General features: G+C 73.2%; 23 protein-coding genes. 19 read left to right on the top strand and 4 right to left on the bottom strand.

Going from position 1 to position 25,757, the window contains the following annotated elements:
• Window positions 1-461: 461 nt before the first annotated feature.
• Window positions 462-1,469, top strand: a complete 1,008-nt coding sequence (locus AKI01S_RS30325) for a tetratricopeptide repeat protein (RefSeq protein WP_157420252.1) — start codon at window positions 462-464, stop codon at window positions 1,467-1,469.
• Window positions 1,470-2,147: 678 nt separating this feature from the next.
• Here AKI01S_RS30325 and AKI01S_RS30320 read toward each other — a convergent pair.
• Together AKI01S_RS30320 and AKI01S_RS30315 are read right to left on the bottom strand one after the other, a co-directional pair.
• A complete protein-coding gene (locus AKI01S_RS30320; RefSeq protein WP_067825421.1) occupies window positions 2,148-4,649 on the bottom strand; it encodes a VIT domain-containing protein in 2,502 nt (833 codons plus the stop codon).
• A 2-nt stretch (window positions 4,650-4,651) separates the two neighbouring features.
• On the bottom strand, window positions 4,652-5,653 hold the full coding sequence (locus AKI01S_RS30315) for a MerR family transcriptional regulator (RefSeq protein WP_067825419.1): 1,002 nt from the start codon (window positions 5,651-5,653) through the stop codon (window positions 4,652-4,654).
• Between the two features lie 141 nt (window positions 5,654-5,794).
• Between AKI01S_RS30315 and AKI01S_RS30310 the strand changes: the two genes are divergently transcribed.
• The 4 genes from AKI01S_RS30310 to AKI01S_RS30295 all read left to right on the top strand — a co-directional run bounded on the left by AKI01S_RS30310 (window position 5,795) and on the right by AKI01S_RS30295 (window position 10,469).
• On the top strand, window positions 5,795-6,538 hold the full coding sequence (locus AKI01S_RS30310; RefSeq protein ID WP_067825417.1) for an NERD domain-containing protein: 744 nt from the start codon (window positions 5,795-5,797) through the stop codon (window positions 6,536-6,538).
• Window positions 6,539-6,748: 210 nt separating this feature from the next.
• Window positions 6,749-8,470: an RNA polymerase sigma factor gene (locus tag AKI01S_RS30305; protein ID WP_067825415.1), complete on the top strand. Its 1,722-nt coding sequence runs from the start codon at window positions 6,749-6,751 to the stop codon at window positions 8,468-8,470.
• Window positions 8,471-8,472: 2 nt separating this feature from the next.
• Window positions 8,473-9,150, top strand: coding sequence for a hypothetical protein (locus AKI01S_RS30300; RefSeq protein ID WP_067825413.1), 678 nt, complete (start codon window positions 8,473-8,475; stop codon window positions 9,148-9,150).
• Window positions 9,151-9,245: 95 nt separating this feature from the next.
• Complete coding sequence (locus AKI01S_RS30295; RefSeq protein ID WP_245681839.1) at window positions 9,246-10,469, top strand: C40 family peptidase; 1,224 nt, start codon at window positions 9,246-9,248, stop codon at window positions 10,467-10,469.
• Between the two features lie 176 nt (window positions 10,470-10,645).
• Here AKI01S_RS30295 and AKI01S_RS30290 read toward each other — a convergent pair whose 3' ends face one another.
• The gene (locus AKI01S_RS30290) at window positions 10,646-11,137 is read right to left on the bottom strand and encodes an inorganic diphosphatase (protein WP_067825409.1); all 492 of its coding nucleotides are present in this window, start codon (window positions 11,135-11,137) and stop codon (window positions 10,646-10,648) included.
• A 218-nt stretch (window positions 11,138-11,355) separates the two neighbouring features.
• Between AKI01S_RS30290 and dacB the strand changes: the two genes are divergently transcribed.
• The 12 genes from dacB to AKI01S_RS30230 all read left to right on the top strand — a co-directional run bounded on the left by dacB (window position 11,356) and on the right by AKI01S_RS30230 (window position 22,099).
• Window positions 11,356-12,672, top strand: a complete 1,317-nt coding sequence (gene dacB / locus AKI01S_RS30285) for a D-alanyl-D-alanine carboxypeptidase/D-alanyl-D-alanine endopeptidase (protein ID WP_245681838.1) — start codon at window positions 11,356-11,358, stop codon at window positions 12,670-12,672.
• Window positions 12,673-12,871: 199 nt separating this feature from the next.
• Window positions 12,872-14,008, top strand: a complete 1,137-nt coding sequence (locus AKI01S_RS30280; protein ID WP_067825405.1) for a zinc-dependent metalloprotease — start codon at window positions 12,872-12,874, stop codon at window positions 14,006-14,008.
• Window positions 14,009-14,044: 36 nt separating this feature from the next.
• Window positions 14,045-15,142, top strand: coding sequence for a tRNA lysidine(34) synthetase TilS (gene tilS / locus AKI01S_RS30275; protein ID WP_067825402.1), 1,098 nt, complete (start codon window positions 14,045-14,047; stop codon window positions 15,140-15,142).
• A 25-nt stretch (window positions 15,143-15,167) separates the two neighbouring features.
• On the top strand, window positions 15,168-15,722 hold the full coding sequence (gene hpt, locus AKI01S_RS30270; protein ID WP_067825400.1) for a hypoxanthine phosphoribosyltransferase: 555 nt from the start codon (window positions 15,168-15,170) through the stop codon (window positions 15,720-15,722).
• A gap of 339 nt (window positions 15,723-16,061) precedes the next feature.
• Window positions 16,062-18,083 (top strand): ATP-dependent zinc metalloprotease FtsH, encoded by a 2,022-nt coding sequence (ftsH, locus tag AKI01S_RS30265; RefSeq protein ID WP_067825398.1) that lies wholly within the window; start codon window positions 16,062-16,064, stop codon window positions 18,081-18,083.
• Window positions 18,084-18,088: 5 nt separating this feature from the next.
• On the top strand, window positions 18,089-18,712 hold the full coding sequence (gene folE / locus AKI01S_RS30260) for a GTP cyclohydrolase I FolE (RefSeq protein ID WP_067825396.1): 624 nt from the start codon (window positions 18,089-18,091) through the stop codon (window positions 18,710-18,712).
• 159 nt (window positions 18,713-18,871) lie between these two features.
• Window positions 18,872-19,303: an SgcJ/EcaC family oxidoreductase gene (locus AKI01S_RS30255; protein ID WP_067825394.1), complete on the top strand. Its 432-nt coding sequence runs from the start codon at window positions 18,872-18,874 to the stop codon at window positions 19,301-19,303.
• An 80-nt stretch (window positions 19,304-19,383) separates the two neighbouring features.
• Window positions 19,384-20,259 carry a dihydropteroate synthase gene (gene folP, locus AKI01S_RS30250; protein ID WP_067825391.1) on the top strand — a complete coding sequence of 292 codons (876 nt, stop codon included), beginning with the start codon at window positions 19,384-19,386 and terminating at the stop codon, window positions 20,257-20,259.
• Entirely contained in the window at window positions 20,252-20,680 is a 429-nt protein-coding gene (locus tag AKI01S_RS30245; protein WP_067825453.1) for a nuclear transport factor 2 family protein, read from the top strand. The genes folP and AKI01S_RS30245 overlap by 8 nt, the downstream gene beginning before the upstream one ends.
• Window positions 20,677-21,042, top strand: a complete 366-nt coding sequence (gene folB / locus AKI01S_RS30240; protein WP_067825389.1) for a dihydroneopterin aldolase — start codon at window positions 20,677-20,679, stop codon at window positions 21,040-21,042. The genes AKI01S_RS30245 and folB overlap by 4 nt, the downstream gene beginning before the upstream one ends.
• A complete protein-coding gene (gene folK, locus AKI01S_RS30235; protein WP_084000390.1) occupies window positions 21,039-21,626 on the top strand; it encodes a 2-amino-4-hydroxy-6-hydroxymethyldihydropteridine diphosphokinase in 588 nt (195 codons plus the stop codon). The genes folB and folK overlap by 4 nt, the downstream gene beginning before the upstream one ends.
• Window positions 21,623-22,099 (top strand): DUF3180 domain-containing protein, encoded by a 477-nt coding sequence (locus tag AKI01S_RS30230; RefSeq protein WP_067825387.1) that lies wholly within the window; start codon window positions 21,623-21,625, stop codon window positions 22,097-22,099. The genes folK and AKI01S_RS30230 overlap by 4 nt, the downstream gene beginning before the upstream one ends.
• A gap of 12 nt (window positions 22,100-22,111) precedes the next feature.
• On the opposite strand, the gene AKI01S_RS30225 is transcribed toward AKI01S_RS30230, so the two are convergent.
• Entirely contained in the window at window positions 22,112-23,260 is a 1,149-nt protein-coding gene (locus AKI01S_RS30225; RefSeq protein WP_067825385.1) for an NADH-quinone oxidoreductase subunit D, read from the bottom strand.
• A gap of 53 nt (window positions 23,261-23,313) precedes the next feature.
• Here AKI01S_RS30225 and AKI01S_RS30220 point away from each other — a divergent pair, with 53 nt between their 5' ends.
• Together AKI01S_RS30220 and AKI01S_RS30215 are read left to right on the top strand one after the other, a co-directional pair.
• Window positions 23,314-23,979 carry a PH domain-containing protein gene (locus tag AKI01S_RS30220; RefSeq protein WP_084000389.1) on the top strand — a complete coding sequence of 222 codons (666 nt, stop codon included), beginning with the start codon at window positions 23,314-23,316 and terminating at the stop codon, window positions 23,977-23,979.
• Window positions 23,976-25,436: a PH domain-containing protein gene (locus AKI01S_RS30215; RefSeq protein ID WP_067825383.1), complete on the top strand. Its 1,461-nt coding sequence runs from the start codon at window positions 23,976-23,978 to the stop codon at window positions 25,434-25,436. Before AKI01S_RS30220 ends, AKI01S_RS30215 begins: the two co-directional genes overlap by 4 nt.
• Window positions 25,437-25,757 lie beyond the last annotated feature (321 nt).

The raw sequence follows: 25,757 nt of genomic DNA, 5'->3' as shown, positions 1-25,757 counted from the left end.
GCCCGGATGCTCGATGCCCGGCGGCCCGCTGGCGGCTCCCGAACGGACCCCGGCGGAATCCGCTCCGCTCGACTCGACCCTGCGATGGAGACGAGCTGAAGGCAGGGCGTTGTCGGCTTTCCACCCCGGAGACATCAGGCCACGAGCGTGATCGCCGCCTGGGCGGGTCATTTTTTCGGGGTGTGGGGCAGGAGTTCGCTGTCGCCGGTGTTGTGGTGGGCTCGCAAGGGGCGTTCCACCGTTCGGTGGCGAGGAACGACGACCTGGCTCACCAGAGCTCCGGTGCGGGTGGCGTGGCGCGACCTCACGGACTTTGAGAAACCTGTTCGCCAGTGGCTTTGGGTTTTGAGAACGGTCGCAGACGTTCCTGCTGGACCCGTGCGGGGATGGGCGCGGGCAGAGCGCGCCCACCCCTTCGGGATCGACCTGGCGTCTGTTTCCTGAATGTCGAGCCAGAGAGCATGACGCCGCTGATGGTGCCCGCGATTGCTCCTGATTTGTGCCGGTGGGCGAAATGGCTCTCGCACGCAGATCGTGATCACTACCGTGTTGTGGCCATGAGAGATATGGCGGGTGCCGAGTCGGCGCGCAGGGCGGCTGGTGTATCCCTCCAGTACTTCTGGGAGGTCACTGAGCACGCCACCCCGGATGAACTGGAGGGCGAGGACGAGGTGAGGGACGCCTGCGCAGCCATCCAGGACGCCGTCGGCGCGGACCCCACCAGTGCCGTGTGCCTGACGGTGCTGGCCCTGGGGAAGCTGCGTGCCCACCTGAACGAGGTTTCCGATGGCGGCGAGGACCATTTCGAAGCGCGGTACGAGCCGCCGGCCGGGCTGGAGGAGGACGACGAGCTCGGGCAGGAGCTGGCGACGGAGGTGGTGCGGGCCGCACACCATGCCCTCAGGCTCCAGCCGGATGACAACCTCGCGGCGTTCTCGCTCGCGTGCGCGCTGCATTGGCTGGGCGAGGAGGAGTCGGCGGCCGTCGCCTACCGCGAGGCGCTGCGCGTCGACCCTCACGATGACATCGCCAGGGCACGTGTGGAGGAACTGGAGGGGCTCGAACTCCCCGATCCTCCGACGAGGATCACCGCCGGTCATCCCTACGGATTCCACCTGCTGGAGATGACCCGTCTGGTGGGGCACGGAGGAAGCATCAAGGGGCAGGTCTGGCTGCTGAACGACGCGTCCATCGTCCAGAGCGCGGCCGAGGACCATCTCGCCGGATGGCTGGAGGGCCGTGGCCAGGGACTGGACGAGGACTTCGGCGTGTGGACCCATGTTCCCGGCGGCCAGAGCGGAGGAACGGAGCTGGCCGAGGTGCTCGGGCAAGGCCCCGATGGCGGTCCGGCGATCGACTGGTCCCGGGTGTTTCTGCCGTCGCTGGGGGATGGCCGACTTCCAGCCGGTCATCCGGTCCGTTGGCAAGGGCAGCTGCACTTCTTCGGCCGCACCGACCACGACGATTAAGGCATGCTTCCCCGGTTCACGAGACGGGCGCGCGAAGCCGGATCCCGATGGACGCGGCATTGATGGTGCCCTGGCAGACGACCTCGCGCTTGCCGAAGCGGGTGGCCACAGCGCGGAACTGGCGGAGTCCGTTCACACGGCGCTCGACGATGTCGCGTTCCTTGTGGCGCTCGGCGTCGAAGTCGGGGAACGGTCATCGCACGCGCCACGCTTGAGCCGGTTGACCTTCTGGTCTCCCTCGACCGGGATGACGGCTCGGACGCCATGGGGGCGCTCGCCGAGATCTGGTGGGGCGCGGGCCTCCGGACGGGTGTGGTGGACCAGTGCTTTGGGGCACAGCCTGAGACGGGCTCCACGGAGACGAGGCGGGGGTGGGGCGTTGGCGGCTCTTCATCCTGGAGGCGTCAGGTCGCGAAGCGGTGGCGCGCTCGCCAGGGCCTGGTGGGGTGCGGGTCTCCGGGTGGGTGTGGTGGGCCAGGGGTTTGGGGCACGGCCTGGGCGGGGGAGGGAGTGGGCTCCACGCCCGATGTCCGCAGCCACCTGCGGTTATGAGCGCGGAGCCGACGGCTGGTCGGGGGCTTCCGGTTCAGACTCGGGTTGGGTTCGCGGTTGGTGGAGCCGATTCGGGGGCCGGTCCGGGGTGGCCGGGGCTCGTTCGGGGAGCCCCGGCCAGGGGCGTCAGGAGCGGCGCTTCCAGAACGCTCGCTTGGGGGGTGGCGTCGTGAACTCCTTGAGGGTCTCGATGGTGCGGGTCCAGAGCTCGTCCAGACGGGTGGGGTCGGCGGGGGACACGGCTCGGAGGTCGGTGAGCAGGGCCGACAGGGAGCGCGGGGTGTCGCCCCACCGGTCGAGGTCCTGGACGGTCGTCTCCAGGACCGGCAGCAGGTGCGCCAGGAGGTACTGGTGACGGTCGGCCTGGGGGGCGGACCGCAGGTCGGTGAGGCGGCGCAGCTCCTCGGCGAGATCGCGGCGGGCGTTGTCCAGGCGCTGGACGGCCGCGTCGTCCTTCGTACGACGGCGCGGAGGGGGAGCGGACATGCCCGGCGCGGCGGGGCTCGGCGCGGCGGGGCTCGGCGCGGCGGAGCTCGGGGGTGCGGGGCTCGGGGGTGCCGAGGAGGCGAGGAAGTCGGGGACGTCCAGGCTTTCCGCTGCGAAGCGCTCGGTGCCGCGTGCCGCGCCGCCTCGGGGCGCGCCGGGCGGTGCGGCCGTGGCCCGGGGCATGGCGGCGGGCATGGCGGGGGCTCCGTAGGAGGCCGCCATCAGCGTGGCCTGGGGGCTTTCCCAGCCGCGGGGCGACTCGACCGGCTGGACGACCTGGTGCGGGGCCTGGCCTTCGGTGGCCACCCGGCTGTCGATCGCCACGAACGCGGTGAAGCGGCACAGCACGCCGAAGCGCAGCGAGGCGTCCACGATGCGCCGTTCCAGCTCGTCGGAGCCGGAGATGGCGTAGCGGTCCTCCAGGTCGCGGAGGTGGGCGCGGGCCCAGATCGAGGTGATCGAGCGGTTGCCGGTGACGGCGGCCTTGGCGTCGCGTTCCCATCGGGTGCCGTCGGAGCCGGTGCCGCGGACGGTCAGCGTGCCGGAGGGGGCTCCCCGGAAACGGCCGGAGACCACCAAGGGGACGCCGGGGAACAGCGCGCCGAGGCGGCTGGGCGCGACCGTGTCGGGGACCAGCGTCAGGCCCTCGGCGTGCAGTGACAGGTCGGTGACGAGCGGGGCGCCGATGCGGTGGTGGATGTGCTCCATCGCCGTGTCGAGCCGGTCCTCGGACTCGACCAGCTCGCAGCGGCCCCGTCCGATCTCCGCCAGGCGGTTCAGGAAGCCCGCGTTGACGGCCTGGTCGATGCCCACGGTGTGGACGCGCACGCCCTGGAGGCGGGGGCCGAGCTGGGCGAGGATCTGGTCCTCGTTGCCCACCTGGCCGTCGGTGATGAGGACCAGCACGCGGTCCCGGTGCGGGTCGGCGAGCAGCGCGCACGCCTCCTGGAGCGGGGCGAGCAGCACGGTGCCGCCGCGCGCGTCGACGGAGACCAGGTGCTCGACGGCGCGGAACCGGTTGCGGTCGGTGCCGGAGACCAGGCCCGTGCCGAGGTCGCGGGGCCGTTCCACGACGGTGTCGAACGACAGCACCGCGAACCGGTCGTCGGCGGTGAGGGTGTCCACGATGCGGGCGGCGGCCCGGCGGGCCGCGACCATCTTCCAGCCGTGCATGCTGCCGGAGCGGTCGAGGACCAGCACGACGTCGCGCGGCCGGGGGCGGCCGTGGCCCGACGGCAGCACCGTCAGCGTGAAGGTGCCCTCGGTGCCGGACTCGTCGGGGACCAGCGCGAGGGAGGCGGGCGCGGCGGTGTCCTCGCCGTCCCGCGCGGCGTAGACCAGGCGCAGGATGAAGTCGCGGTCGAGCCGTTCGCCGGGGACCAGGCGGACGGTGCCGCCGGCGGGGCCCGTGCCTTCCGCGCGGTCCTCGTCGGTGGTGGTGACGTGGAGGGCCGAGCGCAGCTCGGTGAGGGGGAGCCCCGCCGGGTCGATGTCCACGGTGATGGCCAGCCGGACCGGGTTCGGGAAGCCGGGGAGCAGCACGGGCGGGGAGATCCGGGAGGCGTCGGGGACCGCGTCGGTGTCGGGGGCGGTGCCCTGGCCCGCCGCCTCGTCCCCGAGCGGGACGCCGGGGATGTAGCGGGGCGCGACGACGAGCGGGAAGCGGAACGTCGCCTCGCCGCCGCCGTGCTGGTCCGTCTCGTACGGGAGCGGCTGGTCGAGGGTGAGGCGGATCGTCACCCGTTCGCCGGGGAGGATGTTGCCGACCCGCATGGTGAAGACGTCGGGGCGGTCCTCCTCGGCGATGGCGGCCCGCTGACCGGCGGCGACGGCGCGGTCGTAGTCCTGGCGGGCCTGGCCGCGCTCCTTGAGGACGCCCTCGATCGTCCGGTCGTCGGCCTCCATGCGCAGCCCGGTCACCGCCGCGCGGTCGGGCAGCGGGAACACGTAGGTGGCTTCGAGCGGGACGTCGAACGGGTTGCGGAAGCCCTGGACCACCTCGACGCCCGCGACCAGTCCGGTCACCGAGGCGCGGACGTCCACGGTGTCGAGCGGCAGGTTGCCCTTGTCGGTGGTGAGCGCGCCCAGGCCGCCGTCGGGTTCCGGGAGCGTCGGAGTCTCGGGAAGAGGGGTGATGCGCATGGTCACTGGGACCTCCCGGCTGGATCGGCTGACGTGGTGGAGGAGGGATCGGTGGGGTCCGCGGCGGAGGGATCCGCGGCGGAGGGGGCGGCCGTGGTGGGCGGCTGCCCGGCCGCGTGGGAATGCGGGATCTCTTGCGGGTGTGGCGTCTCTTGCGAATGTGGGGAGTCGTGGGGGCGCGGTGCTTCTTGGGAGTGCGGTGTCTCCTGGGGGCGCGGCGCGTCGGGTGAGGTGTGCCCGGCGGGGAGGAGGCCGCGGCGGTGGAGCTCGGCCAGGAGGGGGCGGGCGGCGGACTGGAGGGCGGTCAGATCCTCCGGAGTCGGCGGGATGGGACCGGGTCCGTCCGGGATCGGGGCGTCGAGCATGACGACGACGCCGGGGGCGAGGCGGATTCCCTGTACCAACGCGGCCGGTTGCGCGGCGGGCTGTGCGGCCGACCGCCGGGCCGGTTGCGCGGTGGGTCGCGCGGTCGGCTGCGGGGTGAGTCGTGGAGCGGGCTCGCGCAGCTCGGCGGGGAGTGGAACGGGGGAGTGGAGGTCCTCCTCGGGGATCTCGTGGTCGGGGGAGAACGAGATGTCGGGACGGGCCGCCCAGAAGCGCGGACGGCTGTCCGCCGGCGCCTCCGCGGGGAGGCCCCCGAGACCCCCGCGGTCTCCGCGGTCCTCCGCGGGAAGGTCCCGGAGGTCCCCCTCGGGCAGGGCGGCGATCTCGCGCAGCATCACGTCGGTCGCGCCGGTCAGCTCCCGCTGGATCTCCGCTATGGAACGGCCCTGGGACTGGCGGCGCTTGACCGCCACCAGCTGGAGCAGGTGGCGGCGGCCGTACAGGGCCGTGCGGCCCCGGCGGCCCAGCGGCGGGTCGAGGAGGCCGATGGTGGTGTACCAGCGGATCAGGCGGGCGTTGGGCAGGTCGCGAACCCGGCCGTTGACCCGCACGGGAGCGCCCGCGGCGAGGGCCGCGGCGGCGCGTTCGGCGAGTTCGGCGATGGTCCAGGCGGCGTCCATGCCCCGATGATGACACTGTCATCGTGACACTGTCAACGACGCGCTTTTTCGCGATGTGGGAACGACGAGGTCAAAGTCCTTGAAGGACGGTGGCGGCTGCCGCACGCTTGTGCCTTCGGTCCCGAGCGGAAGGGGCGTTCGGTGCGGGACAGGGTGAGGGGCGCGGGCGACGCCGGGGCCTCCGCCTGGGCTCGGTACCGGGTGCTGGCCGCCGAGTACCGCCGGGAACGCGTGGTCGTCCGCGGCCTGGTCGCCGTGTCGGCGGGGGTGGTCGCCGCCGGGGTGCTGCCGTGGCGGGCGGGGCCGGTTGTGGCCATCGTGGTGTTCGTCGGGCACACGCTGTACGAGCGGTCGCGGCACGAGCCGCTCGCGGAGTGGCGGCGGGGCGCGTTGGCCGAACGCCGTACCGGGCGGCGGTTGCGGCGGCTCGATCCGGTGGGCCACCACGTGCTGCACGACCGGGCGCTGCCCGGCGCCACCGCCAACCTCGATCATCTGGTGGTGGGCCTGACCGGCGTGTACGCCATCGTCAGCCGCCGCTGGCGGTGGGGCGTGCGGGTGCGGGTCGAGGGGCGGCGGCTGTGGGTCGGGCGGCGGCCCGCCGGGAACGTCGCCGTCGCCGCGCGGGCGGCGCGGACGGTCTCGGAGGGGCTGTCGAAGGAGCTGGACCACCAGGTCGCGGTCATGCCGCTGGTGGCGGTGCACGGCGCCCGGGTGCCCCGGGGCGGGCTGGAGCACGCCGGGGTGGCGCTGTACGCGGTGCGGGAGGTCACGGCCGTCATCGCCGGGGAGCCGGTGATCTTCACCAGCGCTCAGGTCGCGACCGTCGCGGCGGCCGCGGAACGGCTTTTCCCGCCGATGACGGGGCCTTGCCCCGCCAGGTGAGTCACCATTTCGAGCCTGTTTACGAAGAGTGCGTGACCGGATGCGTGGTGACAGATGATGCTGCTCGGAGCGCCCCCACGAAGGCGCCTCGCAAAGCGGACATTATTCTCTAATCGATTAATCGCCTCATTCTAGGGTGGTCGGGTAAAGGGGCGACCGTTCTTGGGAAATCACCGGTATGAAGCGCGGTGAACCTTTACTTTTCTGGTCATGAATGACCACCTCCTGGTCGAGGCGATGCGTGAGCGGGAGCCCGGCGCGACGTCCGCGGCGTACGACGCCCACGCCGAACGGCTCTACGCCTACTGCTGGTTCCGGCTGCACGACCGGGACGCCGCCCAGGCGGCGCTGCGCGACACGTTCGTCGTGGCGGAGGCGCACGTCGACCGGCTGCGCGACCCCGGACGCCTGCGCGCGTGGCTGCTCGCCCTCGCGCGGCTGGAGTGCGCGCGCCGCCCCCCGGCCGAGGACCGGCCGCCGGACGTGCCGGTCGCCAGCCACGACCAGGAGGACGTGGACGAACGCATCACCGCCTGGCACGCGACGTCGAACATGCCCCCGTTCAGCCGCGAGCTCCTCGAACTGCGGTTCCACCACGGGCTCCCGCTGGACGAGGTGGCCGCCGTCATGGGCGTCCCGGACAAGGAGTCGGAGATCGCCCTGGCGCGGGCGCACGTCGACCTGGAGGCCGCGCTGACCGCCGAGCTGCTCGCCGCCCGGGGCCCCTACGGGTGCGCCGAACGCGGCATGCTGCTGCGCGACTGGCGCGACGATCCCGGCCCCGCCCTGAACGGCCTGCTCCTGCGGCACGCCCGGGAGTGCGGGGCGTGCGCGGTGGCGCGGCCCGCGCGGGTCGCCTCCTCCAAGGTGTTCGGCCTGCTGCCCCGCCCGGAACCGTCCGAGGCGCTGCGGGACGAGGTGATGGCCTGCTTCCACGATCCCGAGCTGGTCGGCTACCGGCTGTTCGCCGCCACCCGGGTCACCGAGTTCCACGCCGACGGCTTCCCGGTCCAGGCGCGGACGCCCCGGCGACGGCGGCCCCGGTTCGGGGCCGTCCGCAGACCCCGCCGCGTCGCCGCCGTGGCCGCGGTCGTCGCCGCGCTGGTGGCCGGGGGCGCGACGGCGTCCACGTTCCTGCAGCCCGTCCCCCACGACGCGGGCCGCGCGGCGCTCGGACCCTCCGGGCGGCCGCCGGTCCCCGCGCCGCCGAGCGGGGGCGGGGACGTCGACGGGCGGGTGGAGTCGGCCCCGGTCTCGGCGACCTTCCCGCTGGGGGCACGCGTTCCGGCCGTGCCGCCCGGCGCGTTGCCGTCCCCGCCGCCCCGCCGCGACTACCAGTCGGCCCCCGGCACCGGGCCGTCCGCGCCGCTGCCGCCCGGCGGATCCGGGGCGCTGGCCGTCTCGCCGCTCCACCTGGACCTGGCGGGCGGCTCCCACGGCGCCGTCGAGCTGCGCGCCGAGGGCGGCCCGGTGCACTGGCGGGCCGTGACCCGGGGGCCGGTCCGGCTCGGCCGGAACTCCGGAAGCCTGGAGGCCGGGCAGTCCGTGACCGTGTACGTCCAGGTGTTCCGCGACGCGCGTTCCGGGGGCGAGGGCGGCGTCACGTTCCAGCCCGGCGGCCTCCAGGTCCATGTCACCTGGCGTCCCGGCCCGCCCCCGACCGACCCGCCGACCAGCCCCCCGACGACCCCTCCCACGAATCCGCCGACGAGCTCCCCGACCGGCCCGCCGACGTCCCCCACCAGCCCGTCGAGCCCGCCGCCCTCGTCGCCTCCCGGCACCCCGCCCACGAAACCGGACCCGACCACCCCCGGCCCGACGGCCGCGCCCCCGCCGCCGAGCGATCCGCCCCCGCCGAGCGATCCGCCGCCCCCCAGCGATCCGCCGGCCGCCTCCGGCTCCTCCCCGGAACCCCGGGGCTCGGACGGCTGACCATGAGCGACCCCGCGTTCGTGCTCCGGCCGGACGCCCGGGTGAGCCCGCAACCGGTCGCCGCCACGCTGGTCCGGCTGGTCGCCGAGATCCAGCGGGTGAGCTGGCCGCTGTGGATCGAACCGGCCGTCCGCGCCCGCCGCGAGGTCGCCGACCTGTGCCGGCTGCAGACCGCGCGCGGGCTGACGGTGCTGTCCTGGATGGCGCTCGGCCCGGACGCGGACGTCCCCGAGGACGTGCGGTGGCTGCTGACCACCAGCCGCCTGACCGGAGCCCGCCAGGAACGCATGTACGCCGCCGCCGACCTGCTGCCCGCGCCCGTCCGCGCGCTCGTCGTCGCCAACTGGACGTGGGCGCTCGGCTCCCCGCACGGCGGGCAGACCACGGCCGCGTTCCTGGCGGGCGGGGCCTACCCCGAGGACGGCTACTCGGCCGCGCACGCGACGGTCGCGCTGCTGCGGCTGTGGGAGCGGCGGCCCGAGACGCGTCCCCCGCTGGCGGCGGCGTGGGCGGCGACCCGCACGACCGCCGACTGGTGCAAGGCCGCCGAGCTGCGCTCCGCCTACGGCGCGCCGGTGCCGATCTTCAGTTATCCGCGTGTCGTGCCGCCCCCCGGTGTCCCCGTACGTCCCTGGATCACGCGGTTGCTGGGGTCGACGGACGGATGTGACACGGGTTGACCTGCGTGGCAGCCGTGACGGAAGTTCCGATCGCCGCCCCGTTGAACTACTCTCGGTAGTCGATCGCGTGCGTCATGTGCGGCAGGGGGAGGTCTGTGTTTCCATCACCGGGCACCGCGCGGCGTCTCGCCGCCCTGTCCTCCGGAACGGTCGTCGGCCTGACCATGCTGGCCTCCCCGCTCGCCGAACGCCCGGCGGCGGCCGAACCCCCGCCCAGCGCCCGCGACGTGCGGGAGAGCAAGCGCCAGGTGGAGCGGCGGGCCGCCGAGGTCGGCCGGATCAAGGCCAGGCTCGCGCGCGCCGACGGTGAGCTGGAACGCCTCGGTGTCGCCTCCGCCACCGCCGTGGAACGCTACAACGGCGAGCTGGTCAAACTCGATCAGGCGCGCCGTACCCATGCCGAGACGCGACGCCGCGCCGCCGACGCCCGCGGGCACCTGGACGAGGCGCAGCGCGAGCTGGCCCGGTTCGCCGCCGACGCCTACCAGGCCGGGACCGGCTACAACCCCTGGTCGTCGATCGTGGCCGGGGAGGGCGGCCCGCAGGGCTTCATGGACCGCGCGGGGCTGCTGGAGGTCCTGGCGCACCGCCGCGCCGGGATCGTCCAGCGGGTGGAGGCGGCCCGCGACGTCGCCGAGCTGTTCCGCCGCCAGGCGCAGGCGGCGTTCGAGGAGCAGCGCGCCGCGACGCTCCGCGCGGCCGCCGCCAAACGGGCGGTGCAGGAGGCCGTCGCCAGGCAGCGGACGCAGGTGCGGCGCATCGAGGCGGAGAAGGAGCGCCTGGAACGGAGCCTGGGCAGCGCCCGGGCCCGCGCCGCGCGCCTGGAACGGGAGCGCCGGGCGGCGTTGGAACGTGCCGAGGCGGCCCGGGCGCAACAGCTCTACGGGGGGACCGCCCAGGTCAAGGGCGCCGGACGCGGCGCGCAGGTGGTGCGCTGGGCCCTGAAGTGGCTGGGCACGCCCTACTCCTGGGGCGGCGGCACCCCGGCGGGCCCGAGCTACGGCATCGCGCACGGTTCGGGCATCCACGGCTTCGACTGCTCGGGGCTGGCGTTGTACGCCTGGAGCAAGGTGGGCGTCCGCCTGGACCACTGGACGGGGACCCAGTGGACGTCGGGCCCCCACGTGCCGCTCGACCGCCTGGCCCCCGGCGACCTGGTGTTCTTCGCGAACGACACCTCGGACCCGGACACGATCCACCACGTGGGCATCTACATCGGCAAGGGCCGGATGGTGGAGGCGCCGTACACGGGCGCGAGGGTGCGGATCGCCAGCATCCACCGCGACGGCCTGATCGGAGCGACCCGCCCCGCGGGGTGACCGTCCCGCGGGGTCACGGGTCCGTGGGCCTCGACGATCGTGGGGGCGGCTGTGCCCAGCCGCCCCCACATCGGAATGTCAGCGCGCGTCGGAGGTGCGCGGTGGTGTCGGTCCGGAGCGGAGGCCCCCCGGAGACCGGAGTGAGGACGGACACCACCGCACGGGCGGGGGACGCCTCAGTGACCGCCCGCCTCGATGAAGCGCTTGCGGGAGCGCTCGACCTCCTGCTCGGCCTCGACGCGGCCGACCCAGTTGGCGCCCTCGACGGACTTGCCGGGCTCCAGGTCCTTGTAGACCTCGAAGAAGTGCTGGATCTCCAGGCGGTCGAACTCCGGAACGTGGTGGATGTCGCGCAGGTGCTCCATGCGCGGGTCGGTGGAGGGGACGCACAGGAGCTTGTCGTCGCCACCGGCCTCGTCGGTCATCCGGAACATGCCGACGGCGCGGCAGCGGATCAGGCAGCCGGGGAACGTCGGCTCCTGGAGGATGACCAGCGCGTCCAGGGGGTCGCCGTCCTCGCCCAGGGTGTCCTCGACGAAGCCGTAGTCGGCCGGATACTGGGTCGAGGTGAACAGCATGCGGTCGAGCCGGATGCGGCCGCTCTCGTGGTCCACCTCGTACTTGTTCCGGCTACCGCGCGGAATCTCGATGGTGACGTCGAATTCCAAGATGTCCTCCGCTCCCTGCGCGCTGGCAGTGAATAGTCTTTCGTGAGTCTGCTGCGGGCGAGGCCGACCCGCGCAGAGTCATGGTTCTCATATAAGGATGTCGCACGTTGGTGAGTGCTGAGCAGGTGAGGGGCGGTCACGCGCCGCGACGGGCCCGTGTACTCGCCATGACCGTGCTGTCCCTCCTCAGCGTTTTCGCCGCCGGTGCCGGGACGGCAGTGGCGAAACTCACACCGGAGCGGCGGCTGGTGCCGCAGCCCCCCACCGTGGCCGAACGCGAGCCGCTGCGGCCGGTCGCGGCGGTGGCCGCGGCCGACCCCGCGGCGGCGCGGGTACCCGACGCGTCCGCCCTGGCGGGACGGTTGTCGGCGCTGGCCGGCGACCCGGCCGCGAAGATCAACGCGGTGGTGATCGACGCGGTGACGCGCAGGCCGCTGTTCCAGCAGCGCGCCGACCGGCCCGCCACCCCGGCCTCGACCACCAAGCTGGCCACGTCGGTGGCCGCGCTGGCGGCGCTGGGGCCCGGGCACCGCATCACCACGCGGGTCGTGCGGGGCGCCGGGAACGGCGTGGTACTGGTCGGCGGCGGGGATCCTACCCTGACCGCGCTGCCGCCGCGTCCGGAAGGGGAGCATCGGGGGCTGCCCGGCGCCGCCTCGCTGACCGAGCTGGCCCGCCGGACCGCCGCCGCGCTGAAGGCCGCGGGGACGACCCGGGTCCGCGTCGACTACGACGACTCCGCCTACGCGGGTCCGCGCACCGCGCCGGGCTGGAAGCCCAACTACCTGCCCGACGGCGAGGTCGCCCCGGTCAGCGCGCTGACCGTGGACGAGGGGAGGACCGCCCCGGACGACCCGACGGTCAAGACGCGGGTCGCCGACCCCCCGGCGGCGGCCGTCGCGACGTTCGCCAGGCTGCTCACCCGGGAGGGCGTCCGGGCGAGGCCGGGCCGCCGCGCCCCGCACCGGGAGGACGCCGCGCGGCTCGCCCAGGTCCAGTCGCCCCCGCTGTCGGCCCTGGTGGAACGGCTGATGAGCGCCAGCGACAACGACATCGCCGAGGCCGTCGCCCGCCAGGTCGCGATCGGGAAGGGGGCGCCCGCGTCGTTCACCGGGGCGGCCGCCGCCGTACGGGCGACCCTGGACGGGCTCGGCGTCGGCGAGGGGGTCTCGGTCAGTGACGGCAGCGGCCTGTCCACCCGTAACCGCATCACCCCGCTGGCGCTGGCCCGGATCGCGGCGCTGGCGGCCGCGCCGGAGCGTCCCGGCCTGCGCGCGGCCGTGACCGGGATGCCGGTCGCCGGGTTCTCCGGGACGCTCGCCACCCGCTACCTCACCTCCGACAGCCAGGCGGCCGCGGGCATGGTGCACGCCAAGACCGGGACGCTCAACGGCGTCAGCACCCTCGCCGGGATCGCCCGCGACGCCGAGGGGAGGCTGCTGGCGTTCGCGTTCATGATGGGCGACGGGAAGGGGCACGCCGACCCGGCGGTGCTGGACCGGCTGGCCACCGCGATGGCGACCTGCGGCTGCTGAACCGTTCCCGTCTCTCCCCGCCGCACCCCCCGGTCACGTCACAAATCACCCATGCCGGGGCGTTCCTCCGGCGTGTGGCGGGGGACGTACGGGAGATAACCAGAACGGTTGTTCGTTGAACGATCGTGCAGGGCTGCCACCGGCGGAGACCGGCGGCACGCAGCGGCCGAGAGCAACGGTGGAGTACATGAGCGCCTCAATGATCGACTGGAACGTCGCGGTCCAGACCGGAATCCGGCTGGTCCGGCCCGGACCCCAGGTCAGCCAGTCCGAGGCCCGCGAGGTGGTGGCGGAGCTGCGCGAGCTGTCGACGATCGCCCACGGGCATGTCCGGGACTTCACCGGCATGGACATCGACCCGAACCCCGAGCCCGCCACGATCGTGGACCGGCCCGGCTGGATCCGCGCCAACGTCGACGGCTTCCGCGTCGTGCTCGAACCGCTGATGGAACGCCTGGAGGCCAAGCGCGGCCCCGGCCTGCTCGGCGGCGGCCCCGGCGGCGTGATGGTGCAGGCCGTCGGGTCCCGCGTGACCGGCATGCAGGTCGGCGCGATCCTCGCCTACATGGCCAGCCGCGTGCTCGGCCAGTACGAGCTGTTCCTGCCGCCGGACCCGTCCGGCCGCGCCCCGACCGGCCGGCTCACCCTCGTCGCGCCCAACATCGTGCACGTCGAGCAGGAGCTGGAGGTCGATCCGCACGACTTCCGGCTGTGGGTGTGCCTGCACGAGGAGACGCACCGCGCCCAGTTCACCGGCGTCCCGTGGCTGCGCGAGTACGTGCAGGAGCAGATGACCGAGTTCCTGCTGGCCTCCGACCTGGACCCGGGGGCGCTGCTGGACCGGATCCGGGAGGCCACCGACGTCCTGGTGGACGCGGTGCGCGGCGGCGAGGGCAACCTGATCGACGCCATCCAGACCCCCGAGCAGCGCGCCATCCTCGACCGCCTCACCGCCGTGATGACGCTGGCCGAGGGGCACGGCGACTTCGTCATGGACGCGGTCGGGCCGGGCGTGGTGCCGTCGGTGCAGCAGATCCGGTCCAAGTTCCAGGGGCGCCGCGACGGCGGCACCCGGCTGGACAAGACGATCCGCCGGGTCCTCGGCCTCGACCTGAAGATGAAGCAGTACGCCGAGGGCTCGCGGTTCGTGCGGCGCGTGGTCGGCGAGGTCGGGATGGAGCAGTTCAACCGGATCTGGGAGTCGCCCGCCACGCTGCCCACGCACGCCGAGATCAAGGAGCCGGCGCTGTGGATGGACCGCGTGCTCGGCCCCCGCGTGCTCGACCCGGCCCCCGAACTGGACGCGCCCCGGACGGACGAGGCCGAGGGGGCGTGATCGCCGCCCCCGCCCCCGATGGGGTAGAAGAGGGGCATGGGGCCTGATCCGGCGGTGGCGGCGGTGCGGCTGGCGGTCCGGCGGGTGCTCGCCGGCCAGCCGCCGGGCGCGATGGTGCTGGCCGCGTGCAGCGGCGGCGCGGACTCCCTGGCCCTGGCCGGGGCGCTGGCGTTCGAGGCCGCCCGCTCGGGCCACCACGCGGGCGGCGTCACCGTCGACCACGGCCTCCAGGAGGGCTCGGCCGGACGCGCCGAGGCCGTCGTGCGGGTGATGGCCGGTCTCGGCCTCGACCCCGCCGGGTCGGTCGCGGTGACCGTCGGGGAGCGCGGCGGCCCCGAGAACGCCGCCCGCGAGGCCCGGTACGCCGCGCTCGACGAGGCCGCCGTCCGCCTGAACGCCTCCGTCGTGCTGCTCGGCCACACCCGCGACGACCAGGCCGAGACCGTCCTGCTCGGCCTGGCGCGCGGGTCGGGCACGCGCTCGCTGGCCGGGATGCCGCCGGAGTTCGCCCGCCGACTGCCCTCCTCCCTGCGCGAACGGCTCGACGCCCCCGGCGCCGTCGAGGTCTCCGAGCCCGTCGCCGTCCGCTACGCGCGCCCCCTGCTGGACCTCGACCGCGCCACCACCCGCCGCGCCTGCCTGGCGATGGGCCTGGACCCCTGGGACGACCCCCACAACGACGACCCCGCCTACACGCGCGTGCGGGTCCGCCACGAGGTGCTGCCCGCGCTGGAGAACGCCCTCGGCCCCGGCGTCGCCGAAGCGCTCGCCCGCACCGCCCGGCTGCTCCGCGACGACGCCGAGGCGCTGGACGCGTACGCGGCCCGCGCCTACGCCGACTGCGAAATCGCGGCGGCCCCGGGCGACCCCGCGGCGGACGCCGCGACGGCCCCGGTCGCGTTGCGCGTCGCGGACCTGGCCGAGCTGCCGCGCGCCGTGCGGACCCGCGTGCTGCGCACCGCCGCGATCAGGGCGGGCAGTCCACCGGGTACGCTCGCGGCCGTCCACGTAGAGGAAGTGGATCGCCTGGTCACGGCCTGGCGCGGGCAGCGACGCGTCGATCTGCCGGGGGGCGTCCGCGCGTTCCGACGGCATGAGAAGCTGCTGTTCGGCCCGGCCGACGCCGGGTCGTAAGCGTGCCGTCACAAAGGGTGGGGTTGTGGACGAGAAGGACCTGGGCAACGACCTGGCCAAGGTGCTGATCCCCGAGGACCAGCTACAGGCCAAGATCAGGGAGTTGGCCGCGCAGATCGACGCCGACTACCGGGGCAAGGATCTGCTGCTGGTGGGGGTGCTGAAGGGCGCCGTCATGGTGATGGCGGACCTGGCCCGCGCGCTGCACACGCCGGCCTCCATGGACTGGATGGCGGTCTCCTCCTACGGGTCGGGCACCAAGTCCTCGGGCGTGGTGCGCATCCTGAAGGACCTGGACACCGACATCCTCGACAAGCACGTGCTGATCGTCGAGGACATCATCGACTCCGGCCTGACGCTGTCCTGGCTGATCAGCAACTTGCGGTCGCGCGGTCCGGCGTCGCTGGAGATCTGCGCGCTGCTGCGCAAGCCCGAGGCGGTCAAGACCGAGATCGACTGCCGCTACCTGGGTTTCGACATCCCCAACGAGTTCGTCGTCGGGTACGGGCTCGACTATGCCGAGAAGTACCGCAACCTCCCGTTCGTGGGTACCCTCGCCCCGCACGTGTACGGAGGCTGACGGCGCCGCGGGGCGCCTGACGCACTTGACAGGACGCGAGTAGGTGTGACCCGCGAAGGGTGGGGGACACCCGCGCAGGGAACAAGACACCGTGACGGATCGTTGCAAGGGTCGTTGACGCGTATATCGAACGGATCAGGGGAACGCGCTGGCTGCGTCCCCTGTGCCCTGCGGTGTACCGTCGATGTTCCGGGCCACGGGCCGGGGCCGCGCCCGCGGTGCGCCGCCCCGGAACCGGAACGGCCGCACACCAAGCCGGCTCACAGTGGCGTCCGTCCCACCGGACGGGCGAGTATCGCAAGGTCAGGAGGGACGGGCCCCGGAGGGGTTACCGGATAAATGGACGTGAAGCGCTATTTTCGCGGGCCGCTGCTGTGGATCCTGCTGTTCGGCCTGTTGATCGCCCTGGTGATGTGGGGGATCAACCCCGGCCGTTCCTACGAGAAGTCCGACACCTCCAAGGTGGTCCAGGCTATTGCCGCCGGCCAGGTGAAGTCCGCCAAGATCATTGACAAGGATCAGCGGATCGAGGTCACCCTCAACGACGGCAAGCAACTGCAGGCCTCCTGGGTCGAGGGCCAGGGCATCAGGCTGCAGGAACAACTTCAGCAGCAGGCCGCCGCCGGCAAGCTGCCGGGCGGCTACAACGTCGAGGTTCCCAAGCAGAGTCCGCTGATGAGCCTGCTCTTCAGCCTGCTGCCCATCGTGGTCATCGTGCTGATCTTCCTGTTCATCATGAACCAGATGCAGGGCGGCGGCTCGCGGGTGATGAACTTCGGCAAGTCGAAGGCCAAACTGATCACCAAGGACACGCCGAAGACCACGTTCGCCGACGTGGCCGGGGCCGACGAGGCCCTGGAGGAACTGGAGGAGATCAAGGACTTCCTCCAGAACCCGGCGAAGTTCCAGCAGATCGGAGCCAAGATCCCCAAGGGTGTGCTGCTGTTCGGCCCACCCGGCACCGGCAAGACCCTGCTGGCGCGCGCCGTCGCGGGCGAGGCCGGGGTGCCGTTCTACTCGATCTCCGGTTCGGACTTCGTGGAGATGTTCGTGGGTGTGGGCGCCTCCCGCGTCCGCGACCTGTTCGAGCAGGCCAAGGCCAACGCCCCCTCGATCATCTTCATCGACGAGATCGACGCCGTCGGCCGGCACCGCGGCGCGGGCCTCGGCGGCGGCCACGACGAGCGTGAGCAGACCCTGAACCAGCTGCTCGTCGAGATGGACGGGTTCGACGTCAAGGGCGGCGTCATCCTGATCGCCGCGACCAACCGTCCCGACATCCTCGACCCGGCGCTGCTGCGTCCGGGCCGCTTCGACCGCCAGGTCACCGTCGACCGTCCCGACCTGGAGGGCCGCAAGGGCATCCTGCGGGTCCACGGCCGCGGCAAGCCGTTCGCGCCCGACGTCGACCTCGACGTCATCGCGCGCCGCACGCCGGGCTTCACCGGCGCGGACCTCGCCAACGTGATCAACGAGGCGGCGCTGCTCACCGCGCGGTTCGACCGCAAGCTGATCGACATGGCCACCCTGGAGGAGGCCATCGACCGCGTCATGGCCGGGCCCGAGCGCAAGACCCGCGTGATGTCGGAGAAGGAAAAGAAGATCATCGCCTACCACGAGGGCGGTCACGCGCTGGTGGCGCACGCGCTGCCGAACGCCGACCCCGTGCACAAGGTGACGATCCTGCCGCGCGGCCGGGCCCTGGGTTACACCATGACCCTGCCGATGGAGGACAAGTTCCTCACCACCCGCAGCGAGATGACCGACCAGCTGGCGATGCTGCTGGGCGGCCGGACCGCCGAGGAGCTGGTGTTCCACGAGCCGACCACCGGCGCGGCCAACGACATCGAGAAGGCCACCGCCATCGCGCGGAACATGGTCACCGAGTACGGCATGAGCGAGCGCCTCGGCGCCCGCAAGTTCGGGACCGGCGCCGGCGAGGTGTTCCTGGGCCGCGACGTGGGCCACGAGCGCGACTACTCCGAGGACATCGCCTCGGCGATCGACGACGAGGTCCGCCGCTACATCGAGGCCGCGCACGACACCGCCTGGGAGATCCTGGTCGAGTACCGGGACGTCCTGGACAACCTGGTCGTCAACCTGATGGAGAAGGAGACCCTCTCCAAGGAGCAGGTTCTGGAGATCTTCGCGCCGATCCAGAAGCGGCCGCTCCAGAAGTCCTACACCGGCTACGGCAAGCGTCTCCCGTCCGACCGTCCCCCGGTGCTGACCCCCAAGGAGCTGGCGCTGATGGGTCCGCAGGACGTGAACGAGCTGCAGATCGGCGACGAGGTCACCAAGGGCAACGGCCAGGGCGCCGGCCAGGCCGAGCCCGCCTCCGACGCCCCGGGCGAGAGCTGATCGCTTTGGCTCTCCCGTACGACCCGTTCGCGGGCGACGCGCCGGAGCGCGACGACCCGCCGGGCTTCGACCACGCCCGGATCGAGCGGGCGGTGCGCGAGATCCTGCTCGCGATCGGGGAGGACCCCGACCGCGACGGGCTGCTCGACACCCCCGCCCGGGTCGCGCGCGCCTACGCCGAGCAGTTCGCCGGGCTCCGCCAGGAGCCCGAGGACGTGCTGAACAAGGTGTTCGAGGCCGACCACGACGAGATGGTGCTCGTCAAGGACATCGAGGTCTACTCGACCTGCGAGCACCATCTGGTCCCGTTCCACGGCCTGGCGCACGTCGGCTACACGCCGAACAGCAAGGGGCAGATCACCGGCCTGTCGAAGCTGGCGCGGCTGGTGGACGTCTACGCCCGCCGCCCGCAGGTCCAGGAGCGGCTGACCAGCCAGGTCGCCGACGCCGTCATGCGGATCCTGGAGCCGCGCGGCGTGATCGTGGTGATCGAGGCCGAGCACCTGTGCATGACGATGCGGGGGGTGCGCAAGCCCGGCGCCAAGACGGTCACCTCGGCGGTGCGCGGCGACTTCCGGGACCACGCGGAGACGCGCGCGGAGGCGATGGGTCTGATCATGGGGAGATGAACCCCCTCTCCGACGCTCGAAGGGGCGGGAACGGCATGACGCCGTTCCCGCCCCTTCGGCGTCGCGGGCCCGTCCGGACTTGACCTCAAGCAAGGTTGAGGATCTTGGATGGAGGTCGTCGGCGGGACACCGCCGTTCCGGTAGGAGAAGGGCAGGGCCATGGCGAACGACGTTCAGGTGGTGGGGGACATCCCGGTGGAGACCCGCGAGGCGGTCACCGGCGTGGTGAGGGCGCTGGAGAAGGCGTTCAACGCCAAGGACCCCGACGCGCTGGGCGAGCAGTACGCCCATGACTCCTCGTGGACCAACGCGATGGGCCGCACGCTGGGCGGGCGGGAGGAGATCACCGAGTTCAGCCGCCCGGCGATGAAGGGCTTCCTGAAGGACTCCCGCGCCCGCTACGAGATCGTCCGGATGCTGGCGGTCGCCCCCGAGGTGATCGCGGTGAACGTGGCGCAGACACCCGTGGACGCCTCCGGCGAGCCCGTGCGGGCCCCGCACGGGCGGGCGCTCTACGTGATCGCCCGGCGGGAGGACGGCTGGAAGATCGTGGCGGGCCAGAACAGCGCCATCGACCCCCCGACCGACTGACGGCGCGCCGGTCCGCGGGGGCGGCGGGGAAGCCGGGGGCGAGGGCGCGCGGCGGTCGGATCAAGCCTTAGGGTTGGGGCATGACCAGTGCCATCGTCGCGGGGCTGCCCGATCCGGGGCGCTGCCTCGTCATGGGCGTGGTCAACGTCACCCCCGACTCGTTCTCCGACGGCGGGTCCTGGTTCGACCCCGACAAGGCCGTCCGGCACGGCCTCGACCTCGTCGCCGAGGGCGCCGACATCGTCGACGTGGGCGGGGAGTCCACCCGCCCCGGCGCCCAGCGCGTCCCGCTCGACGAGGAGCTGCGTCGCGTCGTCCCGGTGATCGAGACCCTGGCGGCCGAGGGCGTCGCGGTCAGCGTGGACACCATGCGGGCCGAGGTCGCCGAGGCCGCCGTCGCCGCCGGGGCCCGGCTGGTCAACGACGTCAGCGGCGGCCTCGCCGACCCCGGCATGGCGCGGGTCGTCGCCGCCGCCCGCGTGCCCTACGTCGTCATGCACTGGCGCGGCCACAGCCACGACATGCAGACCCGCGCGATCTACGACGACGTCGTGACCGAGGTCCGCGACGAGCTCCTGCGGCGCGTGGACGCCGTGCTGGCCGAGGGCGTCGACCCCACGATGATCGTCCTGGATCCGGGCCTGGGGTTCGCCAAGAGTCCCGAGGCCGGGCACAACTGGCAGCTCCTCGCCCGGCTGGACGCCCTGCTGGACACCGGCTACCCGGTCCTGGTCGGGGCCTCCCGCAAACGCTTCCTGGGCAGGCTGCTGGCCGCGCCGGACGGGACGCCGCGGTCGTTCACCGGCGCCGACGACGCCACCGTCGCGATCACCTCCCTGGTGGCGGCGGCGGGCGCGTGGTGCGTGCGCGTGCACCGCGTCCGGCCCAACGCCGACGCCGTCCGTGTCGCCGCCGCGGTCCGCGCGGCCGTCCCGCGGCGGGGCGCCCATGGGTGACGCCGACCGGACCGCCGTCGAGAAGGCCAACGCCGAGTTCTACGCCGCGTTCGAGGCCGCCGACCTCGACCGGATGTCCGCCGTGTGGGCCGCCGGGGCGTTCGCGCCCGGCGTGTCGTGCGTGCACCCGGGCTGGCCGATGCTGCGCGGCCGGGAGGAGGTGCTGCGCTCCTGGGCGCTGATCATGGCGAACACGACGTACATCCAGTTCGTCCTGACGGACGTCGAAACGGACGTTTACGAGGACCACGCGGTGGTCACGTGCAAGGAGAACGTGCTGACCGCCGACGAGGACACCGAGACCGGCTTCCTGGCCGGCGGCAGCATCGTCGCGACCAACCTGTTCGTCCGGGACGGAGATGGATGGCGTCTGCTGCTCCACCACGGTTCACCGATTCTCAACACCACAGAGGAAGAATGACGCTCGATCGGATCGAACTGCGCGGGCTGCGCGCCCGAGGCCGGCACGGATGCCTGCCCGCCGAGCGCGAGCTCGGGCAGGAGTTCGTGGTGGACGTCACGCTGGGGCTGGACGTCCGCCCGGCCGCCGCCGGGGATGATCTGTCGCGTACCGTCGACTACGGATCACTCGCGGGCAAGCTGGTCGCCGCCGTCGAGGGCGAACCGGTCAACCTCATCGAAACGCTGGCCGAGCGGCTCGCGAAGATCTGTCTGGAAGACCCGACCGTCCAGGAGGCGGCCGTCACCGTCCACAAGCCCGCCGCCCCGGTGCCGCACCCCTTCACGGACGTGGCCGTGAAGATCGTGAGGAGTCGTTCATGACAGCGCACGACCGTATGTCCGACCGCACCGCGACCGGTGGCCACATGCTGGTCGCCCACCGGGTCGTGTTCTCCCTCGGCAGCAACCTCGGCGACCGCCTGGAGAACCTCCAGGAGGCCGTGGACGCGCTGTTCGACGCGCCGGGGCTGAACTTCGTGGCGCTGTCGCCGGTCTACGAGACCGCGCCCTACGCGCCCCCCGGCGAGGACCTCCCCGAGCAGGGCGACTACCTCAACATCGTGCTGGTCGCCGACACCCGTCTCCCCCCGGAGAACCTGCTGGAACGCGTCCTCAACATCGAGAACTCGATGCGCCGCGTCCGCGAGGTCCGCTGGGGGCCCCGCACCCTGGACATCGACATCGTGGTGTTCGGGAACGTCACCTCCGACGACCCCGACCTGACCCTGCCGCACCCCCGCGCCCACCAGCGCGCGTTCGTCCTGGTGCCGTGGGCCGACATCGAGCCCGACGTGCTGCTGCCCGGCCACGGCCGGGTCGGCGACCTCGCCGAGGCCAGGCTGGCCGAGGACGGCCCGGACGTCGTGCGCCGCCGTGACGACCTGACCCTGCAAGAGCCCGCGTGAAGCCCAGCCGTCCCCTGTTCCTGCTCGCCCTGGTGGTCGTCGTCGGAACGATCACCTGGGCGGTGCTGCGCACGGCCTACGTGTCCCTGCCGCCGCTGCCGTGGACGGCCGTCCCGACGCTGCTGCTGCTGGCGCTCGGCGAGGCGTTCACCGGCGTCAACATCCTGCGCCGCATCCGCCGCAAGCCCGGCACCAAGCCGGTGGAGCCGCTGGTCGTGGCGCGGATGGCGGCGTTCGCCAAGGCCAGCGCGCACGCCGCTGCGGTGCTGGCCGGGGTGTTCGGCGGGTTCGCGCTGAGCCTGTCCAACGCCCTGGACAAGCAGACGCCGCGCGCGGACTTCTTCGTCAGCGGCGCGACGTTCCTGGCGGCGGTGGTGCTGATCGCGGCGGCGATCTTCCTGGAGTACTCCTGCCGCGTCCCCAAGGACCCCGACGAGCGGGCCCGGGACCTGGGGGCCTCCCCCCGGACCTGAGCCCCGCCCGGGCTACTTGTCGATGTCCCCGACCACGAAGAACATCGAACCCAGGATCGCGATCATGTCGGCGACCAGGGTGCCGGGCAGCAGCTCGGTGAGGACCTGGACGTTGTTGTAGGACGCCGAGCGCAGCTTCAGGCGCCACGGGGTCTTCTCGCCGCGCGAGACCAGGTAGTAGCCGTTGACGCCGAGCGGGTTCTCCGTCCAGGCGTAGGTGTGGCCCTCGGGGACCTTCAGGACCTTCGGCAGGCGCTGGTTGATCGGGCCCGGCGGGAGGTCGGCCATGCGGTCCAGGCACGCGTCGGCCAGGTCCAGCGAGGCGTGCACCTGGTCCAGCAGGCACTCGAACCGGGCCAGGCAGTCGCCCTCGGCGCGGGTGACCACCCGGACGTCCAGCTCGCCGTAGGCCAGGTACGGCTCGTCGCGGCGCAGGTCGAAGTCCACCCCGGCGGCGCGGGCGAGCGGGCCGGAGACGCCGTACTGGAGGACCTGCTCGCGGGTCAGCACGCCGACGCCCCGGGTGCGGGCGCGGAAGATCTCGTTGCCCATGATCAGGTCGGAGATCTCCGACATCCGGGACCGGACGTCCTTGACCGCCTGGCGGACGCGGTCGGTCCAGCCCGCCGGGAGCTCCTCCTTGAGGCCGCCGACGCGGTTGAACATGTAGTGCATGCGCCCGCCGGCGACCTCCTCCATGACGCGCTGGAGGGTCTCGCGCTCCCGGAACGCGTAAAAGATCGGCGTGATCGCCCCCACCTCGAGGGGGTAGGAGCCGAGGAACATCAGGTGGTTGAGGACGCGGTTCAGCTCGGCCAGCAGGGTGCGCGTCCAGGTCGCGCGGGCCGGGACCTCCATGCCGAGCATCCGCTCGACGGCCAGGACCACGCCGAGCTCGCTGGAGAACGCCGACAGCCAGTCGTGCCGGTTGGCCAGCACGATGATCTGCCGGAAGTCGCGCACCTCGAACAGCTTCTCCGCGCCCCGGTGCATGTACCCGACGATCGGCTCGGCGGCGGTGATCCGCTCGCCGTCCAGGGTCAGGCGCAGCCGTAGGACTCCGTGGGTGGAGGGGTGCTGGGGGCCGATGTTGAGGACCATGTCCTCGGTGGCCAGTTCCTTCGCGCCCGCCCCGATGCCGACCGTCCGCTGAGTGCTCACCTTCTCATGGTGGCATGGCGAAGCACGCGCGGTTTCCGGTTGACTAGGGACTAATGAACGCATCCCATGGCGAACCGCCCCACCCCCAGCATTCGGTGCCGCACGGCCCGCCGGTGCCGCGACCCGGGCCCGGTCTGCCTCCGTCCGGGCCGGGGCCCGTCCAGCCGGGTCCCCCTCCGCCGGGTCCGGCGCTGCCCGTTCCGCCGGGCGCGGGGCCCGTTCAGTACCCGGCCGACCAGGCGTTCGCGCCCGGCGGCGGGCTGGCGTGGTCGCACATCTCCAAGCGGTACACCTGGCAGCAGCGGATCTCGGCGCTGCTGTGGGCGGTCCCGGTGGCGGCGCTCGGCGCGTTCCTGATGCGGGGCGACGGCTGGGTGGTGCCGGGGATCTGGATCGCCGTGGTGGCCGTGTCCACCCTGCTGGCGTGGATCGTGGCCGAGCTCGCCTACCGGTCCTACGGGTACGCCGAACGCGGCGACGACCTCATCGTCACCTCGGGCGTGTTCGTCAAGCGGCTGATCGTCGTGCCCTACGGGCGGATGCAGTTCGTGGACGTCACGGCGGGCCTGCTGGAACGCTGGATGGGCATCGCGACCGTCCGCATGCACACGGCCGCCGCCGCCACGGACGCGCGGATCCCCGGGCTCCCCGCCGAGCAGGCGTCGCGGCTGCGCGACCGGCTCGCCCAGAAGGGCGAGGAACGGAGCATGGGTCTATGAGCGGCCCCTACGGCCCGCCCAACCCCTACGGGCAGCCGCCCTCCCCGTACGGCGGTCCCCGGCCGCCGTACCCCGGCCCCTACGGGCCGCCGCGCCCGCCGTACGGCCCTCCCGTCCCCTACGGCCACCAGCCGCCGCCCCCGGTCCGGTTCTCGGAGGGCAGGCACCGGCTGCACTGGGCGACCATCCCGCTGCGCGTGATGTTCGCGATGGCCGTCTACTTCGTGCTGGGCGGCTTCTCGCTGCTGCTGACCCGCACCGAAGACGGCGTGACCCTGCTGCTCACCCCGCAGGTGGTGGCCCGGTTCCTGGTCGTGACGGCGCTGGTCGGGATGGTCGTGCTCGCCGCCGTGCTGTGGAGCTGGCTGGCGGTGCGGTTCCGGGTGGACGACGACGACCTGGTGGTCGACAACGCGCTGCTCCGCAAGCGGACCCGCCGCATCCCGCTGTCGCGCGTGCAGGCGATCGACGTGGTGCGTCCGCTGGTCACGCGGCTGTTCGGGCTGGCCGAGGTGCGCGTGGAGCTGGCGGGCGGCGGGCAGAGCGAGATCGCGCTGCGGTGGCTGGGCAGGAACGCCGCCCACCAGCTGCGCGCCGAGCTGCTGGCGCTGGCCGCCGGGCTCCCCGGGCACACGCCCGAGGCCCCGGAGCGGCCGTTCTGGCGGGTCTCCGGCGGCGCGCTGTTCGGGTCGCTGGTGCTGAAGCTGCCGGTGCTGGGATCGTTCGTCGGGCTGCTGTTCTCGCTGGTCTTCCTGCTGCTGTTCGCCGAGGGCGCGATGCTCGCGGTCGCGGTGCCGATCCTGCTCGGCCTGATCCGGGCGGTGATCGCGCCGGTGGTGATGTACGGCGGGTTCACCGTGGCGCTGTCGCCGGACGGGGTGCGGCTGCGGGCGGGGCTGCTGGAGACGCGGATGCAGACCGTTCCGCCGGGCCGCGTGCAGGCCGTGCGGATCGTCGAGCCGGCGCTGTGGCGGGGGCTCGGCTGGGCCCGCGTGGACGTGACCGTCGCCGGGTACGCGGGCGAACGCGAGGCCCTGTCGTCGGTGCTGCTGCCGGTCGCGCCCCGCGAGGTGTGCATGCGGCTGATCGCCGAGGTCTTCCCCGGCGCGAACGTGGACGCGGTGCCGCTGCTGCCCGCCTCCGCCAAGGGCGTGGCGCTGGACCGGGCCGACGGCGCGGGCACCGACGACCGGGTCTTCGTGGCGCGGCACGGCTGGCTGTGCCGCCGCACCGACGTGATCGCGCACGCCCGCGCGCAGAGCGTCCGGCTGACCTCGGGCCCGCTGCAACGCGCGCTCGGCCTGGCCACGGTCCATATCGACGCCCCGCCCGGCGCGGTGCGGGTGGCCGCCGCCGACCGGGACCTGGGCGAGGCGCGGGCGATCGTGGAGTCCACGGCGTCCCGCGCCCGGACGGCCCGCGCGACCAGCGGGGAGAAGGCCCGCTGGGCCCGCTGACCGAAGACCGCAGCGAAGCGAGGATCTTCGGTCAGCGGTTCTTGCCGGGGGGTCTGGGGGTCGTCCCCCCAGGTGTGGTGCAGGCGAAGACCGCAGCGAAGCGAGGATCTTCGGTCAGCGGTTCTTGCCGGGGGGTCTGGGGGGGCGTCCCCCAGGGATGGCGCAGGCGGAGACCGCAGCGGAGTGAGGATCTTCGGCTGCGGTTCTTGCCGGGGGTCTGGGGGCGTCCCCCAAGTGGGCTGACCTGCGCGTGTCGGGGTGGTGCTCGCTCGGGCGGTGCGTGCCGGGGCGGCGCGTATTGTCCCGGGTATGAGCTTTCTG

The sequence above is a fragment of the Actinomadura kijaniata NBRC 14229 genome (assembly GCF_001552175.1).
Lineage (GTDB): Bacteria > Actinomycetota > Actinomycetes > Streptosporangiales > Streptosporangiaceae > Spirillospora > Spirillospora kijaniata.
This window is presented reverse-complemented; position numbering and strand designations above follow the sequence as displayed.